This window comes from Peribacillus sp. ACCC06369 (genome assembly GCF_030348945.1).
Classification (GTDB): domain Bacteria; phylum Bacillota; class Bacilli; order Bacillales; family DSM-1321; genus Peribacillus.
Map to the genome: position 1 here is coordinate 1373933 of NZ_JAUCEN010000002.1, position 18121 is coordinate 1392053.

Genomic DNA, 18121 nt, shown 5'->3' on the forward strand with positions numbered 1-18121 from the left:
GGATGAGAAAGAATGTTAGATAATGAAAGGAAAATGAAACGGGGGAAAACTTTAAAAAGAGCGATGAAAGTTGGTTTTATTGTGTTATTGGGTTATTTCGGTTTTTTACACATGAAAATACAAGAAAGCATTCATCAGCCAATACCGGAAAATGCCGATTACCTAATAATTCTTGGGGAAAGGGTCAAAGGTTCGGTTCCATCATTATCATTACAATACCGGATTGATAAAGCTGCAGAATATTTAAGAGCGAATAAACGTACTCTGGCCATTGTATCTGGCGGCAAAGGACCTGGAAAAGATATTTCGGAAGCAAAAGCAATGCAACAAGGGCTAATCGAGCAGGGAATTGAAGAAGCGCGTATCATGATGGAAGACAAATCTACAACAACTCATGAAAATATTGTTTTCTCGAAAGAACTCATTACTGATCCATCAGCCTCCGGATTGATTGTCAGTAATGATTTTCATATCTACCGAGCCGTTGAAATAGCCAAAAAAGAAGGTTTGGACATGAAGGGAATACCGGCAAAAACGCCAATAGTGGCATTGTTGAAATCATATTCCCGTGAATATCTGGCTATTACCAAATACTATCTGACAGAGTTGATTGGGAGGTGAATTCGAATTCTCCTAAAGATGGGGGAGGGTACTTTCATTATTCGACTTCCACGACAACATTAGGAACTTCCCGAAAATCTTTCTCTTGATATAACTCTTTAAGTGTCTTATAAACGGGATAACCGGTATAGGAAATCTCGACTCGTTCATCGGCATCCACTTCTTCCACATCTATATCATCAACAAAACCAAGTTGATCATCGATTTCCATTAAATAAAATCCAAGTGCCTCATATCCGCTATAGGCTACAATAACCTTACTGTCAATACCGCTATTAGAAACTTTGTAATATTTCATTGGTTGACCTCCCTCGTTGTTAATTCTTTAAGTGAAAATGGTACGGTTTCGTATACTCTGATATACCCGTTAATCTATAACTGAATCATTCAATTGGATAAATAAAGAAAATAAAGGAAATAGGGAAGCGGAAAAAGAATGTGCCCTGTCAAATAAATATCACTAGATAATTTGCTATATTAATCATTTCGTGTTATTCTAATAAAGAATTGTTTTTGATTGTGGAAGAAGGTACTAGTTATTTTCCAAAATGATTGAAAATAGTAATACAATGTGTGTTATGCACTAGGAGGCAACAAAAATGGAACAAGGTACAGTTAAATGGTTTAATGCAGAAAAAGGTTTTGGATTTATCGAACGTGAAAATGGAGACGACGTATTCGTACATTTCTCAGCTATCCAAAGCGAAGGCTTCAAGTCTTTAGACGAAGGTCAAAAAGTAACTTTCGACGTTGAGCAAGGTGCTCGTGGAGCTCAAGCTGCTAACGTTCAAAAAGCTTAATTTTAAAATTAAATCGTAACCTATATGAACAGACTCCCTCGATGGGAGTCTGTTTTTTATTGTGCTAAAGAATGTAAGCAAAAAAAATCCCACTCTGAGCTGAGTAGGGTTTTAGGGACGTGTTATTAAGATTTTTTTAATTCTTCTTCAAAGAAAAAAGTAGTTGGATGTTCTTTTACAGTATAAGAATATCTTTTCATGTTTTTTACATATGCCCATTTATTAATGGTTACTGATTCATTAGTATCCTGAATAGTTACTGTTTCGCCAGTATTATACTTATTGCTTTTCAATTTATGCACCCTCTTTACTAATAGTATAACATATTTGGGAATAAAAAATGTGTCCAAGATATTCCAAGGATATATTATGTGACTTCCCTTAACTGTATGGGTGGAAACATTGATACTGAAAAGGTTCCTATTAGCGTAAATTCTTTCTTTGAGGTCATGTGTCTTTTGCTCTGAACAGTGTATTCTTCACATTATGATAAACTAGATCATTGGAAATGCAAGAACAGTATCAGGTTTACTTCAGGCTTTGGTTACAATGTAAAAGTCAGTGAAAAAAGACCTGATGGTGGGACAAGGATGCCTTTGGCTTTAAGACACCGATTATAAAGGCAAGTGAAACATCGTAAATCAACTTCTGGAGGATCTGAGACTCAACAACTTCTTCGAGTGCACCCATTGATGCCAACTCATTATTTATAGCTACAGAAGGTCTTCAAAGCAATAGGGGCTTATTATTATCTCGCAGGTAATCATAAGCGGAGAGTCAACTATAAAAGCCAGTTATAAAAGCATGCTGGTTCAACGGCGAGGGGATTTGAAAAAGGAGGTGATAAAATACTGTTAAACAAAATATATACATTTGAGCAATTATCCATCTTCTGGTGATAAAATGAAAAAGAAACAGTCCAATCCATTATAAAAGGAATAGATAAGGATGAAAGAAAATTTTCAGATTAGTCCTTCTTTAGCTCAAATGATCGTGGATGCAGCAAAAGAAGTCATTGGAAAAGATATAAACTTAATACATTTAGATGGGAAAGTTGTGGCCAGTACAGACCCAGATCGAGTCGGCTCTTTTCATGCTGCCGCCCTGCAAGTGCAGAAAAAAGGAAGTGTTGTAGAAGTTACTGCGAATGAGGCGTTTAAGGGTGCAAGAAAAGGCATTAATTATCCGGTCATGATCGATCAAATAATGCTGGGTGTTATCGGGATATCCGGAGATCCGGAAGAATGTAAGTCCTTGGGGTTTTTACTGACCAAAATTACAGAAGTATTGATAAAGGAACAAATGATAAAAAGCGTCATTCATTCTTTAGACGAATTGCGCTCATCTATTGTTCGCATGCTCATTTTTGAAAATGAAAAAGAGAATACATTCATGAATGAACACTTGCAGCAGCTCCAATATGAGTTAGAAGAGAGAGCGTTTGTCGCTATTATTCATTTGCCAGGTTTGAATAATGCCTCATCACTTCCTGTTAAAATGAATGGGATATTATTAGAACAGGGAATTAAACTTTTTACTTACTTATTTCCAAACCAATACGCCTTAATAATTAACGCATCACAGTATAAATCAATACTACAAATCTTCAATTCGTATTTCCGCTCTATGAATGTAAGCTATTCGATCGGGATAGGCAGTATCGGTTATTTAGAGGAACTCGCAAAGTCCTATACGCATGCAAAACTTGCATTAAAATATGCTCTTTCAAAAAAAGTAACGGTATGCGAATATGCAAAGCTGGATTTAGAAATGATTATGGAAAACATTGATTTCCATATAAGAAAAGACTATGCAGCGAAACTCATCGGTGAACTTTCAGAAGCGGAAATAAATCTCTTACATACTTATTACAATAATAACCTTTCGCTGAAGAAGACAGCTGAAGAATTATTTATCCATAAAAATACCTTGCAGTATCGTCTTGATAAAATCGCTCAAAAAACAGCGGCAAATCCAAGGGATTACCATGATTCTGTTAAAATTTATCTTGCTCTTTTACTTCAAACTCTTTAGTTTGAGGTTTTTTGTTATATAAAACAAAATAATTATTATTTCTTTGTTACCTAGACTATTACCTTTACCTAAATACTCACCTATAATCAATGTAGATGACGGAGGTGCTAATGATGAAAGTTTTAATTGCCATTGATTCATTTAAAGGAAGTATTTCTTCTATTAAAGGCAGCGAAGCTATTTCTTTAGGTATAAGAGATATCTATCCTGAAGCGCAGATCGTAACACTTCCTTTAGCGGATGGTGGAGAAGGAACAGTGGAGACCTTGGTACAGGCAACCAATGGGAAACTAGTCAAAAAAGAAGTAATAGGGCCTTTAAAAGAAAAAGTAGAGGCAATCTATGGAATTTTGGGTGATGAGAAGACAGCTGTTATTGAAGTAGCTGCAGCTTGTGGTTTACCTCTTGTTCCTTACAACCAACGTAATCCATTCTTTACAACCACATATGGCGTTGGGGAACTCATTTCTGATGCCATAGAAAAAGGATGTCGTGAGTTTGTCATTGGGCTTGGTGGAAGCGCTACAAACGATGCAGGGATTGGCATGCTGCAAGCATTGGGCTTTCGTTTCTATAACATGAACAATGAGAAAGTAGGAGTAGACGGTCAAGCGCTCACGGATATTTGGAAAATGGATCTGGGCCATGTGAATACAAAATTGAAAGAGTGCACATTCAGGGTTGCTTGTGATGTAAAAAACCCTCTTTACGGGCCGGATGGCGCTGCGTACATTTTTGGGCCTCAAAAAGGAGCAACGCCTGAAATGGTGGGACAACTAGATAAAGGGCTTAAACACTTTGCAGAATTCGTCCTTGATAAGCTGGGTATAGACATCAACCAGATTGAGGGGGCCGGAGCTGCCGGGGGATTAGGCGCTGCTTTTTCAGGTTTCTTACATGCCCATCTCCAGTCTGGAATCGAACTAGTGTTGGAGATTATTGAAATGGAAAAGAGTATGCAAGGTATCGATTTTGTCATTACAGGTGAGGGAAAGTTAGACGGACAAACATCTATGGGAAAGGCACCCCTTGGAGTAGCACAGCTTGCCAAAAAGCATGGGATTCCCGTCCTTGCGCTCGCAGGTGGAATCACTGAAGAGACAGCAGCATTAAACAAACTTGGTGTCACTTCCTATTTTTCTATTGTGAATACGCCAATGACACTGGAAGAAGCGATGGATCCAAAAGTAACGTTCAGCAATTTACGATCAACGACAAATCAATTATTCCGGCTACTTCAAGCAGTTCGAACAGGCGTGAAAACGTAACAGGTAAACATTGGCAAGAGGATGATCATTAAATGAATGCTTTGCTGTTTTTTTGCGATGTTGAATCGGGAAAAAAGTCAGGAGTACCGTGCACAGCTTCTTCAGTATTTAGATCAAAAGCGCAGTGAGGTAAAATATTTGACAATGGACGATTTACTGAAAGCGGGGTTAGTCATTCATTGAAATACCAGAACATCCTGTTTGTATAAATTTGATCCATCATTCTCCCGGGGAACCGCTTTACATGTTCCTACTTAGGCTGTTTCTTTAGCTGATCTTATTGTTCAAGTGTCAAGAGAGGTATCGAAGTATGATAACGAATGGGCTGATGTCTGCAGCGTTGTTGATAAGAGAAGGGGCATTATAGGTGCTCTTAGATGTCGCCGTTATGGAAAGCTCATAGATACTTTTGCCGTTAGTCGAAGAGAAGCGGCTATAATCGTAAAAAATATGCAACTTAGAAATAAAAATTTTTATGTTTATTATAAAAACTTGAATAAACATTGGATATTAGCGGATATTGTGGATACAAGAATTATTCATGAAAAGGGAAGGTGTTAATAATGTTAGAAAAAAAGATTGTTGTTTGTCTCAAGAAAGGGATTCAGGTAAGAATCGCAGTTTAGTTTGTGGAATTAGGAACGTCCTTCAACAGTGAAATCATGATTATTTTTTTAAAAAATCACTATCAGCTAAAAGTATCATCGGGGTTGTGGGTGCGGCGATTAATCCTAGTGATGAAATTAAACTAATTTCAGGGGATAATGATGACAACAAGCCAATTAAGATAATACAAGATATTCTTTCAATTGAAGAAATTTATATTACTTTGTGCCTCATCGATGGTAAAAATATTCGATGAGGCTTGTTTTATAAACAAAGAGGTGAATGTTTAAGAAAAAACAGTCACAATGCAGTTGTCTAACCCTTACAATTGAATTCTACCTGGCTCTGCAGACTGTTCCCTCTAAAAGAACCTTCTGTTTCAATTGGTTTAGCTTCAATCTCTATAGTTTTTCTTTTAAATAAAGAAGCAATAATTGACAATACTTTCATCTACCTTTTTCATTTGATAGGAAATTTCTATATAATATTCTGACTTAGCATAATTGATAGTTAAACTTCATGATATCGCTTTTATCCTTTAGAAAATTGGTAATGACCCAGTTAATATATAAACAGCTAGGTATATAAATATAATTGGCCAAGCATAAATTACATATGTTTTTTGAAAATTCACAAAGTTTGTCTCCGTAGAACTAACTAACATATATAGAGCTGGGATAACTGGGGAAATTAAACGGAATGCCTGTCCCACCATGGAAGCTACAGCCGCTTCGTTAGCGGAAATTCCATATTGTCCCATGACATCTGACATAACCCCGGCAATCCCAAAGTAGAAAGCATCTTGCGGTAAAAATGTAATTGCAGGTGCTGCAATTAACGCGTAGATTGGTGCCATATGTGAGCCTAATGATTCTGGGATAATAGCTGTAATGGATGTTGCTAAAGCAGTTGACATCCCACTACCTGTTAAAACGCCAGAGAAAACCCCAGCAGCCAAAGTTGCCAAAGCTGGTGCTAAAGCATCTGCTGCTAAGTCATCCATTCGTTCATTAACAAGTTTTGCAGACTTAAAGTTTACTGTAAGGGCAATTGCTGCACCTATACCAAATAAAACACCGCCATGTGCAACATCCAACACAAGCATAACTAAAATAGCGAGGGTTAAAATCAAATTAAAAGCATAGAGTTTAGGTCTCTTTAATTCAGGGTCTTTTAGACGAATAGCGTTTAACATGCTTTCCATTTGATCAGGAGAAATATCTTTAGCAGTTTTAGGATCAAAGTTTAAGCGCTTTCGTTCTTTTATTCCGATAAAATAAGCCATGAAAATTGCATATACTTCAGCAACTAGCATTCCTGGCAATAAATTTGCGAACAATTCGCTAATACTTACACCCATTGCTGTGCTCGCTGCAATTGTTGGACCTCCCCATGGTAACTGATTGAAAATTCCAATTGGGGTAACGATAATTACAGCTAAATAAATTAGCTTAATATTCATTTGTTTATAAAGTTGAAGGAAAGCAGCAACACAAATAATAATAGTTGTAGTAGTATCACCATTCATAGTAACTACTGTCGCAGTTAAAACTGTTGCCATAGTAACTTTCAGTGGGTCACCTTTAGCCTTTTTAATAAAGAATTCGCATAAAGGGTCAAACAAGCCGACATTAAGCATTACACCAAAATACAACACCGCAAATAAGATAACAATTGCAGGTGAAATAACTCCGATGAAAACCTTCCCTGTTTCTTCATTAACACTAAATAAAATACCTTCTTTAATCCATTCAAAGAGATCCAAAAAGGAAGAGCCCGTTACAAAGGTAGCAATTGCTCCAAAAGCAAATGGAACAATTGTTAATGCCCCGAATACAGATAATTTATTTTTTGAGAGAAGTACAATGAATACAATGATCATTAATAATGCTAGGAATGTTAGCATACAAACCACCTCCCGTAAAAATTATGAAATAAAATTATTTGAAACTTTAAATAGTTAAGCGTATTACTACATTGTTAAGCTATGGATATATTAATCTTTCATTCGGAACCTCAGAAGGACCAACTTTTAATGAGGTTCTAGGCTCTTATTCATTTACTTGATGAAACTAGCTTGTTTACTGATTTCTTCATAAGCTTTTCTTTTCGTTCACTAAAAATTGTTTACTCAACTTTCTTGGACTATTAAATTTTTAAGTAACTTTACTTTATACGCCTCCTTATAACGTTAATGGGTAGTATCATTTACAACCTATTTACAACCTAAGTAGAACTTTTAGAATCCTACTTTTTAATGACCCTATGACTGGAAACGCATACAAAATTATCGCTTCGATAAGTGGTGAGCTGGAAAAAACCAAGACGTTATTAGAAACTATGAGGTTTAAAACTCCATGTCTGAAAGCGCATTCAAAAATTCCCCCTTCTTTTTCCTGTGATGGTGAAAAATGAAAAAAGTAAGTTAACCTTATTGGATTGTACATTAATGTATACATTAGTGTCAATAAATTTCTGAATACTTTGTTTTATCTAAAAATGCGAGGTGGTTTGGACAAAGGGGAACGTTCTTTGATAAAAGGAATTTAGGTTAAATTCGGCTATATTCTAATTTTTCCTTGTGTGTGTATAGAAAAAACTAAAAGAACATTCGAATTTAATAAAAAACCATTGACAATAACGTATACGTTATCTAACATAATGACTATAAGATTCACATTAAACTAAACCGCTTGAATAGGCAGGGTTAGTGGAGGAGGATATTTTAATGAGTGAAACAAAAAAAATTCGTTTAGCAGTTATTCCAGGTGATGGAATTGGTACGGAAGTAGTTGAGGCTGGTCTTCGAGTAATTAACCATTTAGCGAAAGATTCTAACGGTAAGTTCGAATTTGAAAGCGATTTCTTCCCATGGGGCTGTGAATACTATTTAGAAAACGGGAAAATGATGGATGAAGACGGAGTAGAAAAACTAAGAGATTATGATGCAATTTATTTTGGAGCTGTTGGATTTCCTGGAGTGCCAGACCATGTTAGCTTATGGGGCTTGCGCTTAGCGATCTGTCAGGGGTTTGATCAATGGGCCAATATTCGCCCTATCGAATTTCTTCCTGGTGTCCCAAGAAGACTTAATCACCCGGATGTTGATTCTCTAAACTGGGTATTGATTCGAGAAAACTCTGAGGGTGAATATTCAGGTATCGGCGGTCGCAATTTCTCCGGACGTGGACCTGGAAAAGAAGTAGCTGTGCAATCCGCTTTATTTACAGATCACGGCTGCGAACGTATTATCCGTTATGCCTTTGATCTTGCACGGACACGTAAAAAGAAGAAAGTAACAAGCATCACGAAAAGTAACGCGCAGCAGTATGGAATGGTACTTTGGGATGAAGTATTTGCTAGCGTAAGTAAAGATTATCCGGATGTAGAGACGGATCAATGGCTTGTTGATGCCGCCGCCGCACGATTTGTATTGAAACCTGAAGAACTAGAAGTTGTAGTCGCTTCTAATTTATTCGCAGACATTCTTTCTGATTTAGGTAGTGCTCTTGCAGGAAGCTTGGGATTAGCTGCCAGCGCAAACATCAATCCCGAAGGGCGTACACCAAGTATGTTCGAATCCGTTCATGGATCGGCACCTGATATTGCTGGCCAAGGAATCTCCAATCCAATTGGAGCAATTGGAAGCGCTGCACTAATGTTAGATCATTTAGGGCTAAAAGAAGAAGCAGTACTCATCAATAAAGCAATTGCAGAAACGACACGTCAGGGAATTCTTACTCGTGACCTTGGTGGAACGTATAATACAGACGAAATAACGGATGCCATTATAGAAAATCTGTCCAAAGTTAAAGCAGAAATATGAAATAGAGGGCTGGGGGGTTCCGAAAACACCCCAGTCTTTTTTTCTTTTGTAAGAGGATTTTTATCATTTGAAATAATTATAAGCAAGTAATTGTTCTATTTGGTTTGCAAACTAAAATGTATACCTTTTTTCTTTATAGATGCGTAAAATGGTACATGTTAGGTATAGGATTTATTACTAAAATAATGACTATATAAATGAAGAATGGATTAGGTGATGAAGATGAAGAAAAATAATACTAAAAATGATAATGAAAAGTTTTTTTCTCTAAACGAAACAAGTTTGGAGAAAGATGTTTTGTTCTTTATTGATAATCTCGAAGGTTTCGATGAATATCGTTTACCACTGAGGGCATATCATATTGTCCGACTAGCTATCCGTGATTTAGTTCTTCCTCCCGGGAAAACGATACTAGAGCGGGAGATGGCTGAAGCATTACAAATGAGCCGTACTCCTGTAAGGGAAGCTCTCGTGCGTTTGGAGACGGAGGGCATGGTTCGCCTTATTCCGAGACGAGGATTCATAGTTGAGCCCATCGAAAAAGAGGATCTTAAACAAATCTATGAAATAGTTGAAAAACTTGATGGACTTGCCGTAAGCCTTGCTACTGTAAAGGTGGGAGAGGGAGAGATAAATCAACTGGAATCATTGATTAAGCAGCAGGAAGAAGCACTTGAGCAAAAGAATTTAAAAAAATGGGCAATTCTAGATGATCAATTTCATCAATCAATTATTGACTACGCAAATAATAAACGTCTTAGGACGGTAATAGATAGCCACTCAGATCAATTATATAGAGCGCGATTATTTACGATTAATCACAGGCCTTTTCCTTTTCACTCCATAGTGGAACATAAAGCAATTATTGCATGTATGAAGGCTAAAGACAGTAATGCTGCAGGTGTTTTAATGCAATCACATCGAAACCGAGCACGTAATGAAATCCTTACAGCGGTTGAAAAGATTACCCAAACTGATTAGCTCATTTTGGGTAAGGAATTTTACTTTCTAGTTTCACTCACTTACTCCACCTCAACAACCTCGAAGGAATCCTACTGTTTACATTTTTGAATCTGCCAATGAATTTCCTCAATGAACTACAAGTAAAATGAGTGAACAATATATGAACGAAGCATGTATTTTAAAGGTATATATTCAGAGCAAGGTTGTCGCTGGAAATTTATTATTTGGAGGGACTTTTTTTGATCGACCTGAAAGAAGATTTGAAGATAGCAAACTCTGTGCCTTTCATGAAGCTGAAATGACCAAATAGTTCTCTTCTCTCCGGGCTGGAAGCAGCTGAGTTACTAACAGGAATACAGGTGTCGCAGACAATTTCGCAATAAAGCTAGGATTACCTACAATCTTTTTTCATGATTAAAGACATACACATGTCACGATGCTAATCAAACAAAATGTGAATGTAAAGGTCTTTTCGGAGAGGGTTGGACATACATCCATTCAAATTTCCCCTAGACAAGTATAGCCACGTGCTTCCTAGTATGCAGGAACACGTGGCTTATTAACTTGATAAATTGTTTAAAGTTAAAGATATGTGACCAATTCTGTGATCCCTCAAGGTTTTAGACCTTCAAAACCCCTCTAGATCAAAGCTTTAATTAAAAAGCCCAATCCCCATTACGGAAGACAGGTTCTGAAGTGCCGTCCTGTTTGATGCCATCGATGTTCATTTTCTCGGATCCAATCATGAAATCGACATGTGTAAGGCTTTCATTCAATCCATTTTCTTCAAGCTCTTCTGGACTCATGTTTTTTCCGCCTTCAATACAGAAAGCATAGGAGCTGCCGATTGCAAGATGGTTTGACGCATTTTCATCGAATAATGTATTGAAGAATAAAACATTCGATTGGGAAATCGGTGAGTTGAATGGAACAAGTGCAACTTCACCAAGATAGTGTGATCCTTCATCCGTTTCCACCAATTGTTTTAGAATTTCTTCCCCTTCTTCAGCTTTTACTTCAATGATTCGTCCTTCCTTAAAGGTCACTGAAAAATTATTAATGATGTTGCCGCCATAACTAAGGGGTTTCGTACTGGAAACCGTACCGTTAACACCTGTTTTCAATGGAACAGTAAATACTTCTTCAGTTGGCATGTTAGCCATGAATTCATGACCCTGTACGTTAACGCTTCCTGCTCCGACCCAAAGGTGCTTGTCAGGCAACTCGATTGTCAAGTCGGTTCCAGGAGCCGTGTAATGCAATTTTTGGTAATGCTTATCATTTAAATAATCAACCTTTTCATGCAGGGTATCATCGTGTTTTTTCCAGGCCTCCACAGGGTCCTTAACATCAACACGAACTGCCTTGAAAATGGCTTCCCATAGCATATCAACGCGTTTTCCTTCTGCCTCTTCAGGGAATACTTTATCAGCCCAAGCCTTTGAAGGGACGGCGACTATGGACCAGCTTACTTTATCGGATTGCATATACTGACGCCACTTCTTCAATGCAGTTCCGGATGCCTTTTGGAAGTTGGCTATCCTTTCAGGTTTTACACCTTTCAATAAGTCAGGGCTTGAGGAGATGACGGATAGATAGGCAGCTCCGTTTTCTGCAAGTTCGATCGTTTCTTCTGCACGCCACTTTGGATATTCGTGGAACACCTCATCTGGAGCCAGTTCATATTTGGTACGTGAAATGATATCGTCATTCCAATTAACGATGACATTACGCGCACCGTTCTCATATGCTTTCTTTACAATGAGACGGACAAGGTCAGCGCCCTCTAATGTAGTATTAACGACCAGGGTTTGATCTTGTTGGATATTAACGCCGACTTTAACGGCAAGTTCTGCATATTTTTCTAAATTCGATTGAAAATCACTCATCATTTCAAAACTCCTTTTCCATTTTCTACATTCATAATTGTACTTATTGTTCTATAAAAAAGAAACTTTTTACATCGTTGTGTGGAAAAACTTTATAGTAAATTCAATAAGGAGTTCAACCGGGAAGCAGCTGAATTCAATCTGCATCGGTTTTGATTCATCCGCTTTAGCATCAACACCAACAATCACAATCACACTCGTGTGCACACATAAGTCAGCTCAAGCTCCAGCAGCTATTTTGTCTATCTTGCATTTTACCAAAACTAAAGAAGGAAAGATTATTAAAAGGTTTGAATAATTTAATAATTCGCTTCAGTGAATCAATGTACTGAAAGAAAGAGGGCCTCTTTGAGACCCTCTTTCTTAATAGTCAAAAATCACTTACCCAAATTGATCCAGACGCTTTTTACTTCTGAATAGTTGTCAAGTGCATAAGATCCCATTTCACGTCCGATTCCGGATTGTTTGTAGCCGCCGAATGGGGAAGCTGCGTCGAACGCGTTATAACAGTTCACCCACACTGTTCCGGCACGGAGTTTTCCTGCAACATAATGGGCATTGGCTATATCGCTTGTCCATAAGCCGGCTGCCAATCCATATTCACTGGCATTTGCACGGTTGATGACATCATCTAAATCCTCGAAAGGCATTGCCGCAATAACCGGCCCGAAAATCTCTTCTTTAGCTATCGTCATATCCTCTTCGACACCAGCGAATATAGTAGGAGAAACAAAGTAACCTTGTTCACCCGGTTTATTTCCGCCGACAAGAACTTCCGCACCCTCGTTTTTCCCTTTTTCAATATAGCCCATTACCCGATTTTGCTGCTCCTGGGAAACAAGCGGTCCAATTTGTGTACTTGGATCTAATCCTGCCCCTTGTTTTATGTTTTTTGCATGGCTGGCCATATCTGCAACAACATTATCATAATGTTTCTTTTGAATATAAACCCTTGAACCGGCACAGCATACCTGCCCTTGGTTAAACATGACCCCATTCAAAGCTCCAGGGATGGCTTTTGAGAAATCTGCATCAGGTAGGATGATGTTTGGCGATTTCCCTCCAAGTTCCAATGTGACCCGTTTCAATGAATATGAAGCGGAGCGCATGATCAATTTTCCAACTTCGGTCGAACCTGTAAATGCAATTTTATTTACTTGAGGATGGTCGACAAGTGCTTGTCCAGCGGTTTCACCAAAACCGGGAACGATATTGACGACCCCATCAGGGAAACCGGCTTCAGCCAATAATTCAGCCAGGTAAAGCGCGGAAAGCGGTGTTTGCTCAGCAGGCTTTAATATGACCGTACAACCTGTAGCAAGTGCCGCTCCCAGTTTCCACATTGCCATAAGAAGCGGAAAGTTCCATGGGATGATTTGGCCGACAACACCAACAGCCTCATGTTTTGTGTAGTTAAAGTAATTTCCGCTTACCGGAATGGTCTGTCCAACAATCTTGGTGGACCAGCCAGCAAAATATCTCATATGTTCTATAGCTAAAGGAATGTCGGCATTGGTAGTTTCACTGATTGGTTTTCCATTATCCAACGTTTCCAATTGAGCAAGTTCAGTTTTATTTTCTTCCATTAAATCGGCAAGTTTATACATAAGCCTACTGCGTGCAGCCGCGCTCATCCTTGACCAAGGACCTTCATCGAATGCTTTGCGTGCAGCTTTGACGGCTAAGTCGATATCTTCTTTATCAGCTTCATAAACATCGGCAAGTTTTTGTCCTGTAGCAGGATTAGGAGTGGAGAAGGTTTTTTTTGAAGCACTTTCCACAAACTGACCATTAATATAGAGCTTTTTTGGTCCTGTTAAAAATTTTTGTAGCTTTCCACTTACTTCTAACGTTAGATTTGTCATAATTACCCTCCTGAATAAAATGATTAACTTGGGCAAAACATGATGACTTATTGATAACGCTATGATTTATGCCAATTTTTATGATAAGTGAAAAAAAGGGAATATTCAATCTATAACATTCGACAGAATATCCAAGATTTCTTTATCATTTTAAAAATGAAGTGTTTTTTTGTCATGACATGTGTAATTACTATAGCAAAAATGAAAGTTAATAGTTAAAATGAATAAGGATAAAATAACTAGAAGGTCTAAAGTTCATCAGGAGGAATATATGGGAAATAATGCGAAAACGATATCGCAGCGTAGATTACTTGGTGTTGCAGGTCTTGGATGGATGTTCGATGCACTTGATGTCGGTATGCTTTCTTTCATTATTGTTGCTTTGAAACAAGAATGGAACTTAACCAGTGAACAGGTTGGCTGGATTGGGAGCATAAACTCTATAGGGATGGCTGTTGGAGCCGTTTTCTTTGGTGCAATGGCTGACAAGGTCGGACGGAAGAATGTCTTTATCATTACTTTATTATTGTTTTCAATTGCAAGTGGCGTGTCTGCAGCAGTCAGTACACTCAGCTTGTTCTTGATATTGCGATTTTTGATTGGAATGGGACTCGGAGGAGAACTTCCTGTTGCCTCGACATTGGTCTCTGAAAGTGTTGAAGCTAGTAAAAGGGGAAGGGTGGTCGTTCTTCTTGAAAGTTTTTGGGCGGTTGGCTGGATATTGGCAGCACTCATTTCCTATTTCATCATTCCTGCTTATGGTTGGCGGGTTGCATTGTTATTGAGCGCCGTTCCCGCTTTATATGCACTGTATCTGCGCTTGAAACTGCCGGATTCACCGAAGTATACGGAGCTTGAAAAAAAGCAGAGACCATCTGTATTAAGCAATATGAAAAGTGTCTGGAAAAAGGAATACTCCCGCCAGACCCTTGTGCTATGGATTCTGTGGTTTTCCGTGGTCTTTTCTTATTATGGGATGTTTTTATGGCTGCCAAGTGTGATGGTCCTAAAAGGATTCAGTATGATTCAAAGTTTTGAATATGTTTTGATCATGACGCTTGCACAGCTTCCAGGCTATTTTTCAGCTGCATGGCTGATAGAGAAGATGGGACGTAAATTCGTTTTGATCACATACTTAATCGGAACGGCCATCAGTGCCTTTTTCTTTGGATCGGCAGAGGGGTTGGCACCACTGATAGTTTCTGGAATGTTCCTATCTTTCTTCAACCTAGGGGCATGGGGTGCGCTTTATGCGTATACACCTGAGCAGTATCCAACTGCAGTTCGTGGCACAGGTGCTGGTTTAGCTGCTGGCATCGGCAGGATTGGCGGTGTCCTGGGTCCATTGCTTGTAGGGTATTTAGTTGCTGCCGATACTCCGATTTCAACGATTTTCACCATATTTACAATTGCTATTCTAGTGGGGGCCGTTGCTGTAGCTTTTGGGAAGGAAACTAAGAATACCGTTTTGACATAAACAAAAGGGAGGGGACTGAATTCAGTCCCCTCATTTCGTCATTTAAATTCTTTTATTATTTTTAAGAGGAATTCGGAGGCAGTCTTCGGACTATCAGCATTCATGATGGCTGAAACGACTGCCGTACCGGATAGCCCGCTATCAGAAAGAGAGGATATGTTATCGGCAGTTATACCCCCGATGGCAACGGCTGGAATCGAAACGCTGCGGCAAATTTCCTCCAGATCTTCAATTGCCATTAGCGTTGCATCTTGTTTGGTCTTCGTAGGGAAAACGGAACCGACTCCGATATAATCTGCTCCATTTCGTTCGGCTTCGATTGCTTCTTCAAGAGTGGAGACTGATACCCCGATAATCATATCGTCAGGAACCATTTGTTTGATGACAGGCAGTGGAAGGTCATCTTGCCCAATATGAATTCCGTCAGCTGCAACAGCAAGTGCTATATCTACCCGGTCGTTAATGATAAGGGGAATGGATAGCTCGTTCAATAACTGTTTTAATGCAGAAGCTTTTTTATAAAAGGAAAGGGAGGAATTGTTTTTTTCTCTAAGTTGTACGATCGAGACTCCTCCTGAAACCGATTCTGTAATGATTTTGGTCAAAACTTCTATTGCTATGGACTCTTCCGTAACTAAGTATAAACTTAAATCAATTTTGGATTTCTTCATTTATTTTCACCTCATGCATCCAGGTTTCCTTATTCATTCTTGATATGGCATCGATTAATCTCACACGAAACGTGCCTGTTCCTTCATCTTCTTGAAGTTTTGCAGCAGCCAGTTCCCCTGAAATGCTCATGGTAGAGATACCGGCAACTGCAGCAGCATAGAAATCGTCCGTGACTCCGGAAAAGGTACCGATAAGAGCAGTGGCCATGCATCCGGTACCTGTAACATTTGTTAAAAGGAGGTTCCCGTTGTCGATTATGGACGTATGTTTTCCATCACTAACAGCATCCTTCGCTCCGCTGACTACGACGACACTATTCAATTTATTTGCCGCTTGTGCAGCCAGCTCAGCATTGCTAATAGCAAGTTCCCCCGAATCCACCCCCCGTGTAACGATATCCCCACCCATCAATCGATGGATCTCACTCGCATTTCCGCGAATGATTTGGAAATTAACCTTACGTAGGAGTTCTGTGACTTGCTCTGTCCGATAGGCGGTGGCACCTACTCCCACCGGGTCCAAAATGACCGGGATATCCAGGGCATTTGCCGTCTTACCGGCAATCTCCATTGCTTCCAAGGCTTTATCATCAATCGTACCGAAATTAAGGACCAATGCATCGGCTAATTTGACCATATCCGCCACTTCTCTTGGGCTCGATGTCATAACAGGCGAACCACCGATGGCAAGGGTGGCATTTGCACAGTCGTTAACCGTAACAAAGTTGGTGATTTGGTGAACGAGTGGTTTTCTTTCTCTTACCTTCACGAATAAATCGGCTGCAGAAACCTTCATATTAATTCACTCCGTTCTTTTTTTGAAAATGAATGAAAATGATGGACAGGTCCATGACCCTTACCGATTGAAAAGCTATTACGAATGGCTTCAGAAATATAGGTCTTGGCCTGTTCGATCGACTCCAGCAATGTCAGTCCATTTGCCAGGTTGGATGTAATGGCGGATGACAGGGTACAGCCTGTACCATGTGTGTTTTTTGTATGAATGCGTTCTCCCTTTATCCAGTGGAAGTCAGTCCCATCATAAAAGAGATCATTTGGATTTCCCGCTGCATGGCCCCCTTTAAGTAAAACGGCTTTAGGGCCCAGTTCTTGTATGGATATGCATGCCCTGTAAAAATCTTGTTTCGTTCGAATCGACAAGCCAGTAAGAACTTCCGCTTCTGGTACATTTGGGGTTGCAAGTGTTGCAAGCGGAAGCAATTCCGTTTTTAAGGCAGAGACGGCTTTTTCGTCCAGCAAATGGTGGCCGCTTTTGGAAATCATGACAGGATCAAGGATAACGATGTCAGGTAAGAATGTTTTAAGGGACGCAGCAACTGTTTCCACTATTTCTTTAGATCCAAGCATACCTATTTTTACTGCATTGACACGAATATCTTCAAAGATGGCTGCAATTTGATCAGAAATGATAGCTGTATCGATGGCCTGAATTGAACGCACTTCCATTGTATTTTGTGCGGTTACGGCTGTGATTGCTGACATTCCAAAGACCCCATGTGCAGAAAATGTTTTTAAATCCGCTTGTATTCCAGCACCGCCCCCTGAATCAGAGCCTGCGATGGTTAATGCTGTTTTCATAAAAAAACCCCTTCATATAATTATTTTTTAGAAGTATTTTAAGTAATATGAAAGCTAAAATCGCACCTGCGAATGAACTAAGCATAAAAGCTGGTAAAAAACCAAAAAGAGCAGCTTTTTCTCCCAATAGGAGGATTGCAAGTGGATAACAGGCTAGGGAACCGAAAATGCCGGTCCCGATCACTTCCCCTAAACAAGCGAATTTTAAGCTTTGTGTTTTTCGATATACGACGGCAGCCAAAAGTGCACCGATCATGCTGCCAGGAAAGGCGAAAATTGAACCGGTACCAGACATGTTTCTAATGATGGAAACTAAAAAAGCTTGTGTTACCGCATAAGCAGGTCCCAATAATACGGCTGTCAGGACATTTGCCAGATGTTGAATAGGAAAGACTTTCGCAAATCCGGCAGGGATGAAAATAAATGAACTGGTTAAAGTCGTTATAGCCGTAATCATGGCGGTCAATGTCAATTTCTTGATTGGATTCATCATCATATCAAC

At 39.1% G+C, this 18121-nt stretch carries 19 protein-coding genes and 1 pseudogene; 11 read left to right on the forward strand and 9 right to left on the reverse strand.

All coding sequences use genetic code 11. The annotated features are described in order from the left end of the window. Positions 1-33: 33 nt before the first annotated feature. Complete coding sequence (locus QUF78_RS07555) at positions 34-621, forward strand: YdcF family protein (RefSeq protein ID WP_483313881.1); 588 nt, start codon at positions 34-36, stop codon at positions 619-621. Positions 622-658: 37 nt separating this feature from the next. On the opposite strand, the gene QUF78_RS07560 is transcribed toward QUF78_RS07555, so the two are convergent. Beyond that, positions 659-919 (reverse strand): hypothetical protein, encoded by a 261-nt coding sequence (locus tag QUF78_RS07560; RefSeq protein WP_289324187.1) that lies wholly within the window; start codon positions 917-919, stop codon positions 659-661. Between the two features lie 301 nt (positions 920-1220). On the opposite strand from QUF78_RS07560, the gene cspC reads away from it, so the two are divergent. Next, positions 1221-1421, forward strand: a complete 201-nt coding sequence (cspC, locus tag QUF78_RS07565) for a cold shock protein CspC (RefSeq protein WP_010331195.1) — start codon at positions 1221-1223, stop codon at positions 1419-1421. A gap of 125 nt (positions 1422-1546) precedes the next feature. Here the strand turns inward: cspC and QUF78_RS07570 are convergent, their stop codons facing one another. Beyond that, positions 1547-1714 carry a hypothetical protein gene (locus QUF78_RS07570; protein ID WP_289317393.1) on the reverse strand — a complete coding sequence of 56 codons (168 nt, stop codon included), beginning with the start codon at positions 1712-1714 and terminating at the stop codon, positions 1547-1549. 655 nt (positions 1715-2369) lie between these two features. On the opposite strand from QUF78_RS07570, the gene QUF78_RS07575 reads away from it, so the two are divergent. The 4 genes from QUF78_RS07575 (at position 2370) to QUF78_RS07590 (ending at position 5284) form a co-directional block, all read left to right on the forward strand. After that, positions 2370-3455 carry a CdaR family transcriptional regulator gene (locus QUF78_RS07575; RefSeq protein ID WP_289324188.1) on the forward strand — a complete coding sequence of 362 codons (1086 nt, stop codon included), beginning with the start codon at positions 2370-2372 and terminating at the stop codon, positions 3453-3455. 113 nt (positions 3456-3568) lie between these two features. Beyond that, a complete protein-coding gene (locus QUF78_RS07580) occupies positions 3569-4723 on the forward strand; it encodes a glycerate kinase (protein WP_289324189.1) in 1155 nt (384 codons plus the stop codon). Positions 4724-4783: 60 nt separating this feature from the next. Beyond that, positions 4784-4906, forward strand: coding sequence for a hypothetical protein (locus QUF78_RS07585; RefSeq protein WP_289324190.1), 123 nt, complete (start codon positions 4784-4786; stop codon positions 4904-4906). A gap of 105 nt (positions 4907-5011) precedes the next feature. Further along, positions 5012-5284 carry a hypothetical protein gene (locus QUF78_RS07590; protein WP_289324191.1) on the forward strand — a complete coding sequence of 91 codons (273 nt, stop codon included), beginning with the start codon at positions 5012-5014 and terminating at the stop codon, positions 5282-5284. 583 nt (positions 5285-5867) lie between these two features. Here the strand turns inward: QUF78_RS07590 and QUF78_RS07595 are convergent. After that, positions 5868-7235: a citrate:proton symporter gene (locus QUF78_RS07595; protein WP_289324192.1), complete on the reverse strand. Its 1368-nt coding sequence runs from the start codon at positions 7233-7235 to the stop codon at positions 5868-5870. Positions 7236-8057: 822 nt separating this feature from the next. Here QUF78_RS07595 and QUF78_RS07600 point away from each other — a divergent pair. The 4 genes and pseudogenes from QUF78_RS07600 to QUF78_RS07615 form a co-directional block, all read left to right on the forward strand. After that, on the forward strand, positions 8058-9155 hold the full coding sequence (locus tag QUF78_RS07600; protein ID WP_289324193.1) for a tartrate dehydrogenase: 1098 nt from the start codon (positions 8058-8060) through the stop codon (positions 9153-9155). 222 nt (positions 9156-9377) lie between these two features. Beyond that, complete coding sequence (locus QUF78_RS07605) at positions 9378-10136, forward strand: GntR family transcriptional regulator (protein ID WP_289324194.1); 759 nt, start codon at positions 9378-9380, stop codon at positions 10134-10136. 127 nt (positions 10137-10263) lie between these two features. After that, positions 10264-10428 carry a hypothetical protein gene (locus QUF78_RS07610; protein WP_289324195.1) on the forward strand — a complete coding sequence of 55 codons (165 nt, stop codon included), beginning with the start codon at positions 10264-10266 and terminating at the stop codon, positions 10426-10428. A 60-nt stretch (positions 10429-10488) separates the two neighbouring features. Further along, positions 10489-10681 (forward strand): annotated as a pseudogene (locus QUF78_RS07615) (tyrosine-type recombinase/integrase); the annotation flags it as partial. 93 nt (positions 10682-10774) lie between these two features. Here the strand turns inward: QUF78_RS07615 and QUF78_RS07620 are convergent. Together QUF78_RS07620 and QUF78_RS07625 are read right to left on the reverse strand one after the other, a co-directional pair. Continuing rightward, complete coding sequence (locus QUF78_RS07620; RefSeq protein WP_289324196.1) at positions 10775-12007, reverse strand: aminopeptidase; 1233 nt, start codon at positions 12005-12007, stop codon at positions 10775-10777. A 377-nt stretch (positions 12008-12384) separates the two neighbouring features. Continuing rightward, positions 12385-13872, reverse strand: a complete 1488-nt coding sequence (locus QUF78_RS07625; protein WP_289317380.1) for an aldehyde dehydrogenase family protein — start codon at positions 13870-13872, stop codon at positions 12385-12387. A 271-nt stretch (positions 13873-14143) separates the two neighbouring features. On the opposite strand from QUF78_RS07625, the gene QUF78_RS07630 reads away from it, so the two are divergent. Continuing rightward, a complete protein-coding gene (locus QUF78_RS07630) occupies positions 14144-15349 on the forward strand; it encodes an MFS transporter (RefSeq protein ID WP_289324197.1) in 1206 nt (401 codons plus the stop codon). 38 nt (positions 15350-15387) lie between these two features. Here QUF78_RS07630 and thiE read toward each other — a convergent pair whose 3' ends face one another. From thiE to thiW, 4 genes are read right to left on the reverse strand one after another with little or no spacing between them, the layout of a single operon-like run. Beyond that, positions 15388-16020 (reverse strand): thiamine phosphate synthase, encoded by a 633-nt coding sequence (gene thiE / locus QUF78_RS07635; RefSeq protein ID WP_289324198.1) that lies wholly within the window; start codon positions 16018-16020, stop codon positions 15388-15390. After that, on the reverse strand, positions 16001-16816 hold the full coding sequence (gene thiM, locus QUF78_RS07640; protein WP_289324199.1) for a hydroxyethylthiazole kinase: 816 nt from the start codon (positions 16814-16816) through the stop codon (positions 16001-16003). Before thiM ends, thiE begins: the two co-directional genes overlap by 20 nt. Then, positions 16813-17619, reverse strand: a complete 807-nt coding sequence (thiD, locus tag QUF78_RS07645; protein WP_289324200.1) for a bifunctional hydroxymethylpyrimidine kinase/phosphomethylpyrimidine kinase — start codon at positions 17617-17619, stop codon at positions 16813-16815. The genes thiM and thiD overlap by 4 nt, the downstream gene beginning before the upstream one ends. Beyond that, the gene (gene thiW / locus QUF78_RS07650) at positions 17588-18109 is read right to left on the reverse strand and encodes an energy coupling factor transporter S component ThiW (RefSeq protein ID WP_289317375.1); all 522 of its coding nucleotides are present in this window, start codon (positions 18107-18109) and stop codon (positions 17588-17590) included. Before thiW ends, thiD begins: the two co-directional genes overlap by 32 nt. Positions 18110-18121: the final 12 nt, after the last annotated feature.